Origin of the sequence: Terriglobus sp. YAF25 (assembly GCF_052113305.1) — a bacterium.
GTDB lineage: Bacteria > Acidobacteriota > Terriglobia > Terriglobales > Acidobacteriaceae > Terriglobus.
Genome location: NZ_JBFRCY010000163.1, coordinates 1 through 16,911, shown reverse-complemented (window position 1 = coordinate 16,911; position 16,911 = coordinate 1). Strand labels below are relative to the sequence as shown.

At 57.0% G+C, this 16,911-nt stretch carries 11 protein-coding genes and 1 pseudogene; 1 reads left to right on the top strand and 11 read right to left on the bottom strand.

All coding sequences use genetic code 11. The annotated features are described in order from the left end of the window. Positions 1–416 (bottom strand): annotated as a pseudogene (locus tag AB4043_RS08880) (hypothetical protein); the annotation flags it as partial. Beyond that, positions 379–2,442: a right-handed parallel beta-helix repeat-containing protein gene (locus AB4043_RS08875; RefSeq protein ID WP_442298976.1), complete on the bottom strand. Its 2,064-nt coding sequence runs from the start codon at positions 2,440–2,442 to the stop codon at positions 379–381. The pseudogene AB4043_RS08880 and the gene AB4043_RS08875, both read right to left, overlap by 38 nt. Positions 2,443–2,934: 492 nt before the next feature. On the opposite strand from AB4043_RS08875, the gene AB4043_RS08870 reads away from it, so the two are divergent. Beyond that, positions 2,935–3,234, top strand: a complete 300-nt coding sequence (locus AB4043_RS08870) for a putative quinol monooxygenase (protein WP_442298975.1) — start codon at positions 2,935–2,937, stop codon at positions 3,232–3,234. Positions 3,235–3,449: 215 nt separating this feature from the next. On the opposite strand, the gene AB4043_RS08865 is transcribed toward AB4043_RS08870, so the two are convergent. The 9 genes from AB4043_RS08865 to AB4043_RS08825 form a co-directional block, all read right to left on the bottom strand. Then, positions 3,450–4,064 carry an HD domain-containing protein gene (locus AB4043_RS08865; protein WP_442298974.1) on the bottom strand — a complete coding sequence of 205 codons (615 nt, stop codon included), beginning with the start codon at positions 4,062–4,064 and terminating at the stop codon, positions 3,450–3,452. Between the two features lie 15 nt (positions 4,065–4,079). Further along, positions 4,080–4,580, bottom strand: a complete 501-nt coding sequence (locus tag AB4043_RS08860; RefSeq protein WP_442298973.1) for a peroxiredoxin family protein — start codon at positions 4,578–4,580, stop codon at positions 4,080–4,082. Between the two features lie 324 nt (positions 4,581–4,904). Beyond that, a complete protein-coding gene (locus AB4043_RS08855; RefSeq protein WP_442306886.1) occupies positions 4,905–6,869 on the bottom strand; it encodes a beta-L-arabinofuranosidase domain-containing protein in 1,965 nt (654 codons plus the stop codon). 213 nt (positions 6,870–7,082) lie between these two features. Then, entirely contained in the window at positions 7,083–7,712 is a 630-nt protein-coding gene (locus AB4043_RS08850; RefSeq protein WP_442306885.1) for a hypothetical protein, read from the bottom strand. A 20-nt stretch (positions 7,713–7,732) separates the two neighbouring features. After that, positions 7,733–9,004, bottom strand: coding sequence for a mandelate racemase/muconate lactonizing enzyme family protein (locus AB4043_RS08845; protein ID WP_442306884.1), 1,272 nt, complete (start codon positions 9,002–9,004; stop codon positions 7,733–7,735). A gap of 256 nt (positions 9,005–9,260) precedes the next feature. Then, the gene (locus tag AB4043_RS08840; RefSeq protein ID WP_442306883.1) at positions 9,261–11,264 is read right to left on the bottom strand and encodes a right-handed parallel beta-helix repeat-containing protein; all 2,004 of its coding nucleotides are present in this window, start codon (positions 11,262–11,264) and stop codon (positions 9,261–9,263) included. 77 nt (positions 11,265–11,341) lie between these two features. After that, the gene (locus AB4043_RS08835) at positions 11,342–13,444 is read right to left on the bottom strand and encodes an outer membrane protein assembly factor BamB family protein (RefSeq protein WP_442306882.1); all 2,103 of its coding nucleotides are present in this window, start codon (positions 13,442–13,444) and stop codon (positions 11,342–11,344) included. A 7-nt stretch (positions 13,445–13,451) separates the two neighbouring features. Further along, positions 13,452–15,407: an FG-GAP-like repeat-containing protein gene (locus AB4043_RS08830; protein WP_442306881.1), complete on the bottom strand. Its 1,956-nt coding sequence runs from the start codon at positions 15,405–15,407 to the stop codon at positions 13,452–13,454. Positions 15,408–15,768: 361 nt separating this feature from the next. Further along, positions 15,769–16,851 (bottom strand): hypothetical protein, encoded by a 1,083-nt coding sequence (locus AB4043_RS08825; protein WP_442306880.1) that lies wholly within the window; start codon positions 16,849–16,851, stop codon positions 15,769–15,771. Positions 16,852–16,911: the final 60 nt, after the last annotated feature.

Below are 16,911 nucleotides of genomic sequence, written 5' to 3'. Positions count from 1 at the left end.
GTATGGAAGCGCCAGACCTGCTTCCCGGTCCGGACATCGAAGGCTCGGGGATCACCACTAGGACCTTTGCTGCCAAACTCCTGTGTGGAGGGTGAGATGATTGCGAGATTCTTGTAGATCGCGGCGGGCGATGAGATCGTGTAGAGCGCATCCGGATACTTATCCGCGACCTCATCGCGTAGATTCACCTTCCCATCCTGACCGAAAGCGGGAATAGGAGAGCCAGTCTTTGCGTCGAGCGCATACAGCCGGTCCGCGGTAGCGTAAATGATTCTCGCGCCGAGCGCACCATCCCCAGGCCAATAGGCAACACCTCGATCCCGGAACCTTCTGCGTTGCTTATAGCGACAAGCATCTCGCCCGACATAAGCCTTCTGTCTAAGCAAGGGTGCGGCGTGGGTCGACCTTCCAGACACGCTTCGATCCCGGATCAGCCAGCGGTCCGGCAACTCTTGTTGCCCCCGCCGTCTTACCAAAAATGTCGTGGTCAATCTGATTTATCGCACTGACCTTCGGCAACGGCTGCGGGCTATTGATCGACAACTCCAGCTTGTCCGGGTCGAAGCTCACCTGCACATCGGCCACGACTGAGTTCTTGTCCCAGCCATACTTCGCTCGCCAGTCCGCCAGGCTGAACCACTGTTTCTGTTCGCCCGCAAAGAACCCTTGGAAGTCGTTCGGCAGCGATGCATACACGTTGCCGTCGGCCTCGTTTTTCTCCGTGAGAAACACGATTCCCGACTTGCCCAACGTTGAGAAGATGTTGTTGCTGATCTTGTTCTCTGACGCAAGACCGCTGCCTGCGCGGTCCGGACGAACAATCGCAAAGATGCCCGAGTTGTCGCATTTGCCGATCAGGTTCTGTGCAACAACAATCTTGTCGCTCGCGTTAATGAAGATGCCCGAACCCGCGCATCCACGCTGCCCCGGAGTTCCCGGCTCAGCATTGCGCACGTCCCAGATGATGTTGTTATCAATCTGGTTATGCTGCGGGTTCATCTCCATGTGGATCGCCGCGCTTACYGTCAGCGTGTCGGCAAAGATATTACTCGTGATGCGGCAGTTCACGTCACCGCTGTCCAACCAGATCCCGTTGCCGTGGCGGGTATGACGAATCACATTGCGACGGAACATCATGTTCTGCGCCCGATGAAACTTCGCCGCTGCAGACTCCCACTCACGTTCCGCATCGGCCCAGCAATTCCACTCGAACAAATTGTTATCAATCAGCACGTCGCGCGAACCAATGCCCGCTACGCCTTCAATGCCGTTGTAGCGGAAGGTGTTATTGCGGATGATGTGAGCGCTGTTAGGCTGCTGCGAGCCTGCTGGGGCCAATCCACCAATCTCCAGGCCAATAGCATTCGCCCACTCAAAGGTGTTGTCTTCGAATACCCAGCGTCCTCCACCATTGGTATCCACCATGGCTCCACGCTGCGGCAGAGGGAACCCATTACCGGCATGCGCGAAGGTGATTCCCTTCAAACGGATGTAACTGGTCCCACGGTTCGCGGGGACAAACACCTGTTCGCGAGTCGTGATCTCGATCGTGTGATCAGCCGGTGTCCCGCTCGCCAAACGGATGTGGATCGATTGGCCATTCGCATCGGTGTAGAACCTGTCATCCTTGGTTCCACCAAGCTCCTGCATCATCGGTCCGTTGCGTGTACGCGGCGGCGTCCCGGCCATTGACTGCGGTGCTCCCGGCGGCGGCGGCCCAGGCAGGTTCGGGCTCACCAGCTCACGCTGCAGCTCCACCGGCTCCAATGGCTTGCCGTCCGCAAACACCAGACCACGGCGGCGGAAGTATGGCCCCATGTCCACGGCCTTGGTGTCCAACCAGACGCGGTCGCCGGCAACGCTGGCCAGCGCAAACGGATTGTAGGCATCCGGGAACATCGCTCCCGTTAGCTGGAATCCCCATGTAGGTGCCTGCGGAGGAGGAGGCGTGGCGCCAGGCCGGCCAAAAGCGACCGCCGGGTCCTGCGTCCATCCGTCCTTCACCACCTCTGATCCCTTGATGTAAACCTTCGCTCCGGGAGCAGCCTCGTAGCTGATCATCTTGTCCGGGCTCGTTCCCCCACGCGCCGGCTTCACGCACTCGCGATATGTTCCAGCGGCAATCACCACGCGCTCGCCAGGCTGCAGCACCTGAGCGGCCTTGTTGATGGTGCGGAAAGGTTTCGCCTCAGTGCCAGGACCGTTGTCACTGGCATGAGCAGAACCATTGTCGACGTAGTATGTCTTCGAGAACTTCAGAGGCTGCTCCCACGAGACGTACACTGAGCCGTCCGGTAGGCGGTCGTCGCCTTCAGCAGTCTGATTCTGCGCAAACCCGTACCTGCCGAGGACAAACATGGCTGTCGCACCCACAGCGCATTCCAGGAACTGCCGACGATCGATCGAAAGCTGCTTGCTCTTTACTGGATTGTTTTCCGCCAAACGACTTCTCCTTTGCTACCCTTCAGCTCACTGTGCGTAGCAACCGTACCTTGTTGCCGATGCGGGAGAACCTCGTGTTTGTTCCCAGAGCGCGTTTTCAATCACGCAAAGCAGCGGATAAAGTTTGCGACCAAAACTTAAAGAACGGCACCATCCTTAGTCAACCTATAAAAACGTATTTATCTTTATTTTTTTCTCGAAGAAAAGGATCGCTCATCGGGCGCTACATGGAATCCCATCAGTCTCCGAAAGCCGTGCGGCTCCGGCACAAGTCGCCAGAGTGGAAGGAGGCATAGGACGCTCGAATTGTGTCTGACTGTAATGATCTGAGCCGGAAACCGAAGGACGGCCAGGAGACACACAATCTCCCTTGTAACCTTTGGCTATCTAGCGGCTCTAACGAACCGTTGCTGCTTCATGGGTGTTCAAAGCAAGCCCGTACTGGGCGCCACATGAGACAGCGGCGAGTTGTTGCTTAATAATTGGAGAACCATGATGACCAAGTTCGGCTTACTGGCCACATTACAGGCGCGCCCGGGAAAAGAGGCGGAGGTGGAAGCCTTCCTGAAATCGGCAGTCCCGCTGGTCCGGGCGGAAGCGGGTACAACCGCCTGGTACGCGTTCAAGATTGCCTCGGCCACTTTCGGCATCTTCGACACGTTCGAAGATGAGCAAGGGCGTACGGCACATATTGGCGGAGAAGTGGCGAAGGCGCTCTTTGCTCGTGCCGAGGAACTTTTCGTCACATCGCCAGACATCAAAACCATCGACATCCTGGCTGAGAAGCTATAAACGAAACGGTGCATTCTTAATGGATCCCGGACTGCTGCGATGCTAACGGCGCTCCGCTTCTTCTTTCGTCAGGCCATCTGCTGACGCGCCTCAAAAGATTGGGGCGCATCAGCGTTGTACAGAGTCAGGGCTAGCCAAGCTCTCAGCCTCGCCTCATATGTGACTCCAAGACGCGTTCCACGCCCTTCGAAGGTACCCACCAATAGGGAAATGTTCTATTTGCTCCCAATTGCAAAGAAGCCGCTACCTCGCGCTTTATCCAGTTCAGCCTTCAGATACGTCCATAGCTCCGGACACCCATTTTCAATCTCAGGTTGAATTCGACTCACAACGCGTTGGTAGCTCACGCCGTTTTCCACCCAGCTTCCGCCACCGTTGGATAGGTTCAACAAAACGGGCATGCTCCGATCGATCGCCTTCGCGAATTTGGCCTCCGGCGTTTCACCGGCTTCGAACTCCTTCCATAGATCGAGGAATGTTGTGGCAACATTTGGCGGCGCCAGGCCAAAGATCCTCTCCACCGCTCGGAGTTCTGCCAGCTTGCGCTCTTCCCAACCGTCGTCTGCGAAGACGAACTTGTCCCCGGCATCGATCTCTCCGATGTCATGGACCAGCAGCATAGCCAATACGCGATCAACCTGAATCGGATAGGCCAAACTCCTGGCCATCGAAAGAGCGAATGCCGCAATCTGCCAACTATGCTCTGCCGTGTTCTCGTAACGATCTTGCCCGATAGGCTTAACCTTTCGGAGTACGCCCTTCAATTTGTCGATTTCCAACACGAAACGAGCCGTGTCGTATAGAGCCAATCGTGTCTCTTCGTTGAGCATGTCTGGATTCTATGTCTACTGCTTAGGTAAATGTTCCAGCGTTTCCTGGGCCGACAGCCGATCGCCATGCCCATGACTGATCTTCTCGAAAACGACTATTCCCTTCATGTCCAGGATGAACGTGGATGGGTACGCAGTCTCATGGGGGGCAGCCCACCTGAGACCGTAGAGATTGGTCATCCTATAGTCCGGGTCGACCACTAGAACGACGTTGTCTGGAAGATTGGCCTGCTTCTCCAGAAATGCTTTCGCGTGTTGGTCCAGGGCAGCCGGCGGTCCAGGATAGACGAGGAGTACTCGAGTGCCCTTCGCTGCAAAATCAGCTCCATGAAGGATGAAATCATGGACTTGCTGCACACAGAAAGGACAGTCATATCCCGGATATCCCCGTAATACCACGAGTACAAGACTTTTCCCTTCCCGTTCGGATGACATCGTCACGGCTTTTCCGGAAGGCGTGGAGAGCGTAAAGTCGGGCGCCTTCGTCCCGATCGCAGGGGTTTGCGCGAAAGACACCCCACTCACGAGAAAGGCGAAAAGAAGCGACAGGACAGACTTAGCCGATGGATTGGATCGAACTGCGGGGAAGATACTTGAGATTATGAAATGTTGACGCACGGCACAACTCTCCTGCTTGGCGATGCCATTAGGAGGAATGCTACCGCGAAAGGTTACAACATTTTGCGATTATGCTCCTATTTCTTGCTTCCTGATCGCGCCTGCTACGAATAGAGCAATTTTCCCGTAACTGGATATCCCGAAAGAGTCGTGGAGCGACGTTTTCATCTCGGAGAAGCTGCTCCCTCGCGATTTTGCCTGAGTGCGGCTGGAAGACGTAGCCTATACCGCCGAAGTTTCCGGGGAGACCTTCCAGTAGGTTGCGTATCTCTCGTGCGCGATCTTGTAGTAAGGCTTCAGACGGATCTTCGTATCAGATCCACTCGCTGGGATGTCGAAGTGGAGGGCCTCCCCAGCGGGTTTTGCTTGTCTCACAAGATCGTGCGGGTCGCCTGAAAAGGTTGGCGGCGTGAACGGCGTATTGAGGACACTGCCGTAGAGCCTCTCATTGATATTCAGATCACTGCCCGTGGAGATGCCCTCGCGGCCCAGCGCTCCTGCCAGGAGGACAGGGCCGTATACGAATGCAATGATCCGCTCCTCGCCGGGTAGCGCGACTGCTCGCATGTGCATTGGAAGATCGACCTCTACTAAATCCCCGTTGTGCCACTCGCGGTCCAACTCCATATAGGAGCTCGCATCGCTGGATTWGAGAACCACCTTGCCGTTGATTTTGACCGTGGCTCTCTTACACCAGTAGGGATGCCGTATCTTCATCCTGAAGTGGATCGGTGCGTCGGTCTTCCACTGCAGCTTCGTGCCAGGCTGCTCGGGAAATTGCGTCGTCTGTGCAAGCGATACTCCTGGCCGCAGGCGAACGGTGGAAGGGATGAAGAGATTGACGTATACCGCGTCCTCGCTCTTGAAGTAGATGGACTCGTTGTACTTCGCATGGTTCTCCATGCCTGAACCTGTGCAGCACCAGAACGAATCAATGGGAGTGCAGTAGAGCTTCATGTATCCCGGGCGGTTCCCCTGGAAGTAGGTCACCATTCCTGTGTCCGGGTCTTGCGATGCAAGAATGTCGTTGTAGAGAGCACGCTCGTAGAAGTCCGCGTAGGCCGCGGAGGGACTATCTTCGAACAACATCTTCGTCAGCTTGAGCATGTTGTATTCACAGCAGGTCTCGGAGGCTTTCGCTGAGAAAACATGCTCGCTGAACTTTGCCGGCGGAAAGAAGTGCTCGTCGTCCCCGTGGTTTCCGTTCACGAAAGAACGCGTGTTCACGACCGTCTTCCAGAAGAACTCGGACGCGACTTGATAGTCCTTCTGCCCCGTCTCCTGGTAGAGCCTGCGGAAGCCGATGATCTTCGGGATTTGTGTATTGGCATGGAGACCGTCGAGATAGTCACGGTTCTTGGCCAGAGGGATAAGGATGCTCTGGTGGCAGAAGCGGTTTGCAAGTGAGAGATACCGGGCATCACCGGTCATAGCGTAGGCGTCGGCAAGCACCTCGTTCATGCCGCCATGCTCACTCTCGAGCATCTTCTGAAACTGCGCGTCAGTGAGCGGAGAAGTCGCGGTGACGGCCCAGTCGCAGAATCGAACCAGCACTTCCCTTGCCGTGGGGTTGTTCGTATATAGGCAGGCATCGCGCAGGCCAGCGTAGATCTTATGAAGGGTGTACCAGGGAACGCCAGTGTACTTCCCTTCACTGAGGACGGTATCCATCAGGGAGTTGCCTTCAGGGAACGCGGTGATCAGACCGGACTTGCTGGCGGTCTGACAGTCGCGTAACTCGGAGACGATGTAGTCAGTCCGCTGCTTGAAGCGAGCGTCTTGTGTAGCGCCAAACATAAGCGCACAGCCGGAGAGGTAATGGCCCAGCGTATGGCCCTGGCAGTGGATGTCGGCCCATGTTGAATTCGATTCCCAGCCGCCATACACCTCTGCCTTCGGCGGCAAACCAGCGTTCACGCGGAAGGTATGGAGCATGCGATCTGGTTCAAGCGTGAGTAAATACTGCTGGCTACGAAGCCGTGCCTGGAAGAATGGCCCAGGCATTAGCTCCACATCATGCAGCGCGAATGATGTCACCTGCCGGGCCACAGGCGACGGAACAGGATTGAGCGATTGCCTCTGAGTCGCCGCCGCTTGCGTGGCGAATACGTTCGGAGTCGCGGCCGCGAGTCCCAGGCCTCCGATTCGCTGAAGCATCTGTCGTCGTGAGAGCTTTGATTGCATCATTCGCTTCTATAGGTCGAGTCGCTCAGATCAGCATACGCCGTAGAGCACTTACAACGGAAAATCTCAAGCTTTCGCCAGAAGAGGCATCGTATACCATAGCCTCCTCACTGGTTGGGAGGGGGCGACTCCTTCAGAATCTCCTCAATCTGCTGTCTGGCCACGGGCAGATGATCTTCGTTTTGTTTTAGCCACCCACGATAGTCCTGCTCGATCTCAGGAGTCCATCGAGTATCGATCTGGCCGGCGGTGTATTTCTTTTCGTTCAGGCGTTGATGTCCAAAAGTGTCCCGCAAGCGTGTACGTTCCGAATCCTTTACGACTCTCTCCGCCAACTGTGGGGGAATAGATGGCATTGCCGACGTTATCGCCGATTGACGGCCCGTCCGCTTTCAGCCCAAAGTGATCGGCAACATAGCCGTCTCGCGGTTGAAGCATATCGACAGGCCAAGCGTTCATGGCTCCCTTGCGCTTGCCCTTCTGGTCCTCTTCGATCACCTTCTGGATGTCTGGCCGGCCGGGCATCCACACTGCAGTCAAAGCTCTTCCTACCAGCACCTGGTCGGGATGAATGACAAACCAACCGTCCTCGTACTCGTGATTGAAATTGGCTGAGCGAAGCGTTGCCCAGGCCTCTTCCAGTGTGACGTTCTTCATACGGTCCAAGATGCTGTCGGGCACCTTGGGCCGTCCGTCAGGAAAGCGCTCCCCTTTCCATTCCGGCGTGTACTTGATGACATCCTCCGGAGTGAAGAAGCCCTCCTGTCCTCTAACGATAGGCGCTGCCGCGATTAGAACGCAAAGCACCACAGATGCGCCGCTTATCAACTTTTTTGTTGCATACATGCGAGTCATTACTCCTTGGGCTACATGCCCGCTTCGAACCATGGCGTGTTGGGGATCTGTACCTTCTTCGCTGCTTCCTCATTCATCTCCACACCCAGACCTGGCTTGTCAGTGACCGTGATGTATCCCTTCTGAATGRTTTCGCCTTCCTGGACGAAGCTCTTCCAGGTGTCCAGGTTGTCGATCCAGTGCCACTCACAGACAAGGAAGTTGGGGACAGAGGCGCAGACGTGTGCCGAAGCCATCTGGCCGATGGGCGAAACGACACAGTGGGGAGCGAACGGGATCTCGTAGGCATGAGACATGTCGGCGATTTTTTTTGCCTCGGCCAGACCGCCTGCCTTCTGGATGTCGGGCATGATGATGTCCGCCGCACGCTTCTCAAAGATCGCTTTGTATCCCCAGCGCATGTAGATGTTCTCGCCAACGCAGATAGGCGTGGTTGTCGAGTGCCGAATATCCACCAGAGCATCGATATCTTCAGGCGGAACAGGCTCTTCCAGCCAGAGCAAACGGAAGGGCYCCAATACCTTCGCGACCTTCTTTCCGGTCGGCGCATCGTAACGCCCGTGCATATCGCATGCGAAGTCCATGCTTGCGGGAATCATGCCCTTGACGTGCTCGACCCACTTCACCATGCGATCGATCTCGGCGTTGTTCGCTGTCCAGTTGACGCGGTCGAAACGGTTTGGGTCGGCGGCGTCGTCCAGATCGACCTTCATCGCGGTGAAACCCTGTGACTTGATCCAGTCAATCTTCTTCTCCGATCCGGGGGTGAGGACATCGTCCCGTCCGGAGTCACAGTAAATACGGATCTTGTCTCTGAACTTCCCACCGAGCAGCTGGTAGACCGGCAGACCAAGCGCCTTGCCGGCCAGGTCCCACAGAGCGATCTCAACTCCGGTAAGAGCGGTAGTGTATTGGCCACCCTGTGCGCCGGCGAACACTCCGGAGGTACGAATCCTCTCCCAAAGTGCTTCGACATTCAGCGGATCCTGCCCTACCAGGCCGCGCCGGAAGCTCCGAATCAGTGCAGCGGACCCAACGGCCGCGTCAGTCGTTTCTCCCTGACCTATCAGTCCCGCATCGGTGTAAATGCGGACATGCGTCTGCGGACCATGCACATTGACCTGTGCCGTTCGAACATCGGTGATCTTGAGCCTGGGACGTTTGAATGGAGAACTGCTCGCCTGGATAGCCTGTGAAAGCGCCGGCAGAGAAAACGTTCCCAGAGAACCCAGTGCGGCCAGGCCGCCGTGCTTCAGCATTGATCTTCTGGAGAGATTTGCCATTGTTCGATCCTTCTCAGCTCTAAAAATCTGCTGTGGCGACCGTAAGCATTCCAGAGAACGCGGTCGAACAGCGATTTGTATAGATTTACGGCGCCAAAACAATACCTACGTCAGCGCAATTCGGTCAACCACATCATTCCGTTTGAGTAGAGAAACTCTGTTTTTTCATCTCCTTGGCTCTGCCGATCGTGGAAGGCATTTGAGCAAAAACTTACGGGGAAACGTTTCCTGAATACCCCCTTTCGAATGGCTCTGATTAGCGTGGGTCGATGACTCGTGAACCTGCTGTAGCTGTTAGATCAGCGAAAGGCCCGGGCATCCGGTTCGTCTCAGTGATTGGGTGGCCGTAGAAGTCCACATCGATTCCGCCGTACACCGGTAGAGCCTTCACATCGCCCTTCACCGCCACGCTCAGCTGGAGAGTGTCAGGGTTGAACGTCGTTGCGACCTCGGCCGTAGCTCCCGTCTTGTCCCAATCGTGCTGATCGCGCCAGGACTCCAGGTTGTCCCACTCCGGCGGATCGGGGAATTTCACACGCAGGTAGGGCTGCATTCCCGCCCGCCGGCCCGGGGCGAAGCCGTAGACGTTTCCATCCGCGGTGTTGCGTGGGTTGTTAAACTCGATGGCCGACTGGCCGATGCCCGAGAACACATTTCCGAAGACTCTCAGGTCGTGCGCGTCATTGGTGTGGCCGTTGATTGGCCGCGGTGCGCCGAGGCCTGACRCTGTATCGATGCATACCTTGACGCAGTCCACGAACAGGTTGTACGCGATGATGACGTGGTTTGTGTCGCGGATCAGAACTCCGCCGGTGAGGTGGTCGAAGATATTGTTGTCAATCTCGTTCAGCGCATCGCTGCCCTCGATTTGAATTGCGTGTGGATTCACGTCGCCGGGGATGTCGGCAAAGATGTTCCCCGTGAGCCGATCATTTGTGTTGCCGATATCGAGCCAGATGCCGTTGGCATGCCGGATGTGCCGCACCACGTTATTTCGGAACAGCAGATTCCGCGTTCGATGCATCTTCGTCCCGCCGGACTCCGACAGTCGGGCGGCATCCTGCCAGCCGATCCACTCAAACAGGTTCTTCTCCACCAGCACATTCTGTGGACCACCCGTTCCGCCGAGCCCTTCGATTCCGCAGTACCGGAAGACGTTGTGGCGGACAACGTCGAAACCAACTGGCTGCGGCGGCCGCGCCGCGGCCCAATCAACGTCACCGATATCGAGCCCCACACTATTGGCCCACTCGAAAGAATTGTCTTCAAAGATGAAGTGGTTGCCGTGATTGGTCGAAACCAGCCCTCGCTGCGGGTTTGGGTAACTGTTTCCGGCATACCGAAACTTGATGCCCTTCACCCGGATATACGACTGGTACGGCTTCGCGGGAGAGAACACCGACTCCTCGTTCGTGATCTCGATCACGTGCTTCGCCGGGTCATCGTCATTTGCCAGCCGGATATGCAATGTCAGTCCGTCTGACTCGACCCACACTTTCCCGGCATAGGGCGAAAACTCCTGGAACAACGGTGTCCAGCGGATGTCGCTGAAGAAGCTCAGCGAGCGCGCCGAAAGCCCCGCGAGGGCCGATGGCGATTCCACCTGCTCGAGCGGCTTGCCATCCACAAAGACCAGACCCCGCCGCCGGAAGTAGTTCCACATATTGTCCTTGGCGTAATTGATCCAGTACCGATCGTCGGTCACATTGTCGAGAGCGAACGGGTTATACCCAAGCGGGAACAGCTTGGGGTCAAGGTGAAGCTGGTATGCCTTCACAGGCTGATTCGTCTCCCGGTCCGGGCCGATGTTCCAGCCCTCGCTGGGCTGCCATCCTTCCGTCACGGTCGCGCCTGATACAACGACATCCGCTCCGGGCGCCGCTTCGTAACTGATCATCGCGTCGGGCCCCGTGCCTCCCCGCGCCGGGCGGATCGCCTCGCGGTAAACTCCGCCGGCGATGATGACATGTTCACCCGGCTGGAGCACCTGTGCTGCATGGTCAATCGTGCGGAACGGACGCTCCTTTGTACCCGGCCCACTGTCGGTTGCATTCCTGGCATTTGCGTCGACGTAGTAGGTCTTCGTGAAGTGGAGCGGCTTCTCCCATGTCGGGAACTCGGTGCCGTCCGGAAGACGGGAGTTATCGGCGAAAGCGGCGGATGTTCCAGCGAGAAGGAGTAGGGCAAGCAGGGATGAGACCGCAGAACCAGGAGTTCTTTTCAATACCTTCCCCTGAGATAACAGTCGTAGCGGATTCATTGAGAAAGCTCCTATCGATTTATTGAGGCGCGCCCGAGAAGCCGCCTATATACGTAATGGGACTCTAAGGCGCCTTCTTATTGAGAGAGGGCGAAGGCGACGTAGCTCTTCTGTCCTGCGGGCGGATTGACTCCGCCAGGAGCCATCCTGCCCCCCTGCGAGAATGCTGGGCCTGCAGTGAGAGCGAACAAAATGTATTCGCGACCATTCACCTCATACACAGCCGGAACACCCACTCCGCCATTGGGCACCTTCTTGCTGAAGATGACCTTGCCGGTCTTCTGGTCAAGGGCGTAGAGCATTCCCTGGTTATCCACGAAGACGACCAGTCCGGATGCGAGTACAACAAATCCGCTCTTGGGAAAGATATTGCCGCGTAGGCGATCACTTGGACCGGCCTGTGGCATATCGCCATAGGGCGTCTGCCACGCGATATTGCCGGTATTCAGATCGTAGGCAGTGATCGTGCTCCAGGGCGGCGTGATGATGTATCCCTCCTGCCCGTACCCAGTCTTGTACCGTTGTGGCTTCGGATTCAGGTCAGAGGGATAATCGGGTTCGATGCGTTCCGTGAAAGAATTCCCGCCGATTCCCGTTCCCGGGGGTGCCAGATCCGGCTGTTGCAGGAACGCGACCACATCGGTGACGCCCTGCGCTGGAATGGAAGAAAATGCCGGCATTGAGCCTCGTCCATGGGTGATGATCGTGCTCACTCCTTCCGGACCGAGCCTGCTAACGACTGTGTCGAGCGCAGGACCGCGGTCTCCTTTCAGATCCGGACCATGGCAGACCAGGCAGGTCTGCTCATAGATGGTTCGGCCCAGCCTTGCCTGCATAGCCGCTCCCCCGGCGATGGTTGAAGTCGGCCGGGGCGCAGCCGAGGCAATCCTTCCCGGGATCAGTCCACCGTTGTTGGCAGACGTAGACTCCCCAGCCGGCACCATCTTGAGAATTGAAGGCAGGTTTCTGGTCTCGATAAAGACCATGCCCTTAGCTGCATCTGCGCCGCTGCCGAAGAACGCCGCTCCGCCGGTGACGCTGGGAATCTGAATGGTCTCGTACTTATCGCTGGGCGGAGTGAATAAGCCACCCTTTGCCTTGGAGATTCTGTCCTTCCACCAGACTGCCTCTTCGGGCGTCATAAAGCCGGTGTATAGGTCATTGACAGTCATACTCTGGCGGGCAAACGGCGGCACCACCGTGGGAAAGGGCTGCGTAGGCGACGTCCGCTCGCCGGGCAGGTCAGACTGGGGCACTGGGCGCTCGACGATTGGCCAGAGAGGCTTGCCCGTGACGCGGTCAAAGACATAGAGGAATCCGTTCTTCGAAGCAAGAGCGACGATGTCGACCATCTTGCCGTTATGACGGACCGTGACTAACTGTGGCGCCTGGTTGGGGTCGTAGTCCCACACGTCATGATGAACCGTCTGGAAGTGCCACAGATACTTGCCGGTACGCGCGTCGAGAGCCAGCAGGCTATCCGCGAATAAATTATTCCCATGCCGGTCGCCGCCATATAACTCGTATTTCGTCGATGAGACCGGGAAATAGACGATGCCGCGCTTCTCGTCTATGGTGAACTCGCCCCACACGTCTACGCCACCCAGGTATTTGTACCCATCCTTCGGCCATGTCTCGAAGCCCCTCTCGCCAGGACGTGGGATGGTGTGAAAGATCCAGGCCAGCTTGCCCGTTTGAATATCGAATGCGCGAATATCCCCGGGAGGCGCGAGGTATCCTTCCCCGGGGAAACTGCCGAGGATGATCAAATTTCCGAATGTCCTTCCCGGGGTTCTGGAGCCCAGAGAGACCGGCGTGCGATCGATGCCTGTTTTCAGGTCCAGCCGCCCGTGGTCGGCGAACGAGTCGATATCCTTGCCGCTAAGCGCATCGATGGCATAAAGGAAGCCGTTTGTGGCCACTAATGGACTGAAGGTGTAGTTGCCGTCGCCTGCCGGAAAGTTCCATGCCATTTCGAGCTTGCTGATGTTGGCTGGCGTTATCTGCTTCAAAGGGGAAAAGTGCGAGCTGTCCGGACCGCCCAGGTAGTCTGTCCAGCCGGTCTTAGACTGCTGTGCACTTGCGGACTGCTGTGCATTTGCGCCAACGGCTGCAATGATGACGATCCCGGCTAATCCTTTGACGAAGCAGCCAAAGCACAACATATTCTCTCTCCCCATCCTGAAATCACCTCCTGGTTCTTGCTTTCGGTTTGCCCCAGAAGATAAAGGTTCCTCGATTGGTCGACGTGACGATATCGACAGCGCCATCGTTATTCAGATCGGTCGCCAGGATCGTAGACCCTGCGCCAGATCGGTTGTGAATCAGCTCAGGCTTAAACTCGGCCCGTCCGGGGGCATTCGGGTTGCGCATCGTGCGGAACCAGTACAGCACCGCCGGCCCAAACGGGTCTGGATCTGTATAGCTCTCCTGGTGCGAGAAAACGCGCTTACCCACAATGAAATCGGGAATACCATCACCGTCCACATCGGCGATCGTTGCTCCATGCGGCTCGGAGAACGTCACGTCGCCGACGTTCTTTGTGGAGTAGTCGTCTATGATCATGTGCTTGACAAAAGAGATCGTGCCGTTTTTGTCATGCGTTTGTTCAAACCAGGCGATCCCCCATCCATGAGCCTCCAGGCTGGTGACGACGTCGTTGAGCCCGTCTCCATTGACGTCATATACAGCCATCTCCGCGCCGCCTACACTACCCCCGGCGCGTGGCCAGCGCCCCAACTCCGCGGGATGGTAGGGCCATGGTCTCTCGGGCGTTCCGGTTGGCGGCTGTTCCCACCAGCCGTGCGGAGAGACGATGTCCATACGGCCATCGCTGTTTATGTCTCCCACGCCGATGCCATGCWGCGCGGGGACGTTATAGCCTTCCTCAGATACCTTGTGCACGATCCAAGGCTCCGTTGGATTTTTGGGATCGGGAGTAGCCCAACACACGTAACCACCGCCAACGTAGACGGCATCCGGTATACCGTCTCCGTTGACATCCTTGAAGGCGACGACCTCGCCCCATACGGTGGGCAGCACATCATATCGGTCCCATCGCCGAAGCTCACCCTTCGGATTCACATAGAGCGACATGGCCCTGCCTTTTGAGACCAGCAGGTCCGGCCAACCGTCGCCGGTGTAGTCATACGCAAAGTTCACCATGTTGGGTGTAAGCTGCGAGGTCACATCGGACGTCTTGCTAAGAAAGATCTCGCGGGAAATCTTGTAGTCCGGACCAAGATAATAGAACGGACCGGAGATGATATCGAGAACGCCGTCGTGGTTGACATCGGCGGCCGTCGCCGACCACCCGTAATAAAAGTCGTTGATGTGCTGCATGCGGAATCGGCTGGAGATTTGCTCGCCTTGCAGAACGCGCCGTCCCAGGTCCTTGAACTCTACGTTTTTGAAACGTATCTCCCCAGTGCCGCCAACGTAAAACGCCACCGGACCAAACGACGCTACATCRTCATCGGCCTCACCGTTAGCTGTCCCACCCTCCGGTCCATCGTGCAGCCATACGCGCATGATGTTGGCATCGAGGATGATCTCCAGTGGCGTCCATTCGCCAGGATGGTAGGAGTAGTCCGGCCGCGTGTAGGGCGAACCTGGCGGAAGACCGTTGCCGGGAAAACGCATTGGACCGCCACCCGGCCGCGCCGGAGGCGAAGTGCGCGGCGCCGTGGGCGGGGTCATAACACGCACCATGCCGCCTGCAGGTTTGAGCGGTTCCCGTGAAAGCTCGCGACCCTGCGCATCAAGCTTCAAGGCAAAGCTACCTGCGGGGTTTTGCCCATCCGGAAGTGCCACGTATGCGCCATGAATTCCGTCCGTCGTCGTCTGCGTGCGCAACAGCACCCCCGCCTTGCAACCGCCGGTGCAGCGAAAGGTCGCAGCGAACTGCGTGTCCTGAAGTGGCCTATCCATGATGAGCCAGCCGCCTGCCGGACTACGYGGAACACCCACAATCTCGCCGTTCTCTGCATGCCAATCGACGTCGCCAAGCGTGTGGAACTGCGCCAGCGATGACCCCTGAAAGGTCCAGTCCGGTACGAAGTTTCTGTTTGCCTTCGCAGAAGGAGCTAAGAAGGCCATGCCAAAGATCGTTACGACTGCTGTACAGTCGACCAACTTCCACATATCGAACTTCCTCAGGGGCACTTCGGCGTCCTCGTCACCTATCCAGAACCTGCTTTTCTCCCGCACGGAAGAGAGGCAAGTCGAATAGCTTTTCTGGAGAAACGTTTACTTGAATATTTCCTTATGGTCCGTTGTTGTAGCGGTACGCCAGTGCCATCTGTAAAAGCCAAAGTAGTCAACCCACTTGAACGCGATCCCTTGCCAAGCGGGAACGCATGCTGGTGAAAAGTATTCAAAAAAAACGTTTACTCCAACGTTGACAAATTTGCACAGCAGTCAGCCTACAGTGCCGTAACTGTTGTGTAAAGCGCTATTGTATTTGCATATTACGCAATAGCTCCGAGTCTGGAATGAACCAGCTCTACCGAGCCCCTGTCATTGTGTAGTAGTCGATCGTGTCTGTCCAAGTGATTTCATTGCCTGGCTGTACGTTGATGGCAATGTACGGCTCAACGGCGAGGACTGTACGGATGGACCACAGGAGCTCGCGACTGAGCGGGCGATCGTTCGAGATTTTCAGGCCTGCGCCGACCTTCTTGTTCTCCATCACGACCTCATTGTCCTTGGCGGAGTCGCCGAAGCCCTGGATGGCGACGACCGCCTCGTCTACGCCGGAGAGCGGCTTGAGGTAGACGATCTGATTGTCGCGCACCACTGTGAAGTTATTGACGCGCGGAGGACGACCGGGTGCCGGAGGTGCAATGTGGATCGAGAACGGCACGCGGAAGGTGAAGTCCGGGCCTGGAGGCCGATGGTCGAGCACGACAAAATTATGATTGTAGACATTGGAGTCAATGACGAGTTTGCCGGTGTTCTTGAGGCTATGCTCGATGGTCAGCTCGGGCTTGCCTTTTTCCAGACGCACCGTCTTGCGATAGATATAGCCGTAGCCCGAGTCGGGGTCGGAGAGCTCCTGCGTAAAGACGATCTGATTGCGCGACTTGCGGATGGTCCACTTTCCCGGGTTGAGCACAGGGTATGGCTTATAGCTGTTGTAAGGGCCGTCATCCTTGCGCAGCACGCCGACACCGATCTTGATGAAGGTGCCGCCGGTCCTGGCATCGTCGAACCCAAGCGGCTTCTGGAATTCATTCGCCGGCCCCATGAGCGCGCTGCACGGCCCGGACACGACCAGTCCATCGCGGTGGACCCAGTTGATGACCGTCGGATCGATCTTGTCGTACCACGGACCGTAGTACTCGTGCCCTTTATAAGTGAGACTGTAGATGGCTCCCGACCAGTCGAAACGCGTCGAGCGGTAGTAGCCTTTGTCTGCGCTGGGCAGATAGAGCTTCGCCGTGACGATGCCGTTCGTGATTCTGGCCTTGAGCGGATTGGCCGGTGGCAGCGCCGACGATATGGACGGATCGGAGGCGTGGGTGGCCGCTGCACCCGCCAGAATGAAAGACAACGTTRGCAGGAGGGCGCGTGTGTCACGAATCATGGATACTCCTCTTGGCGCCAATACGAGCCGGCGCAACTACTCCTTCGCGGTGCTCTTCGC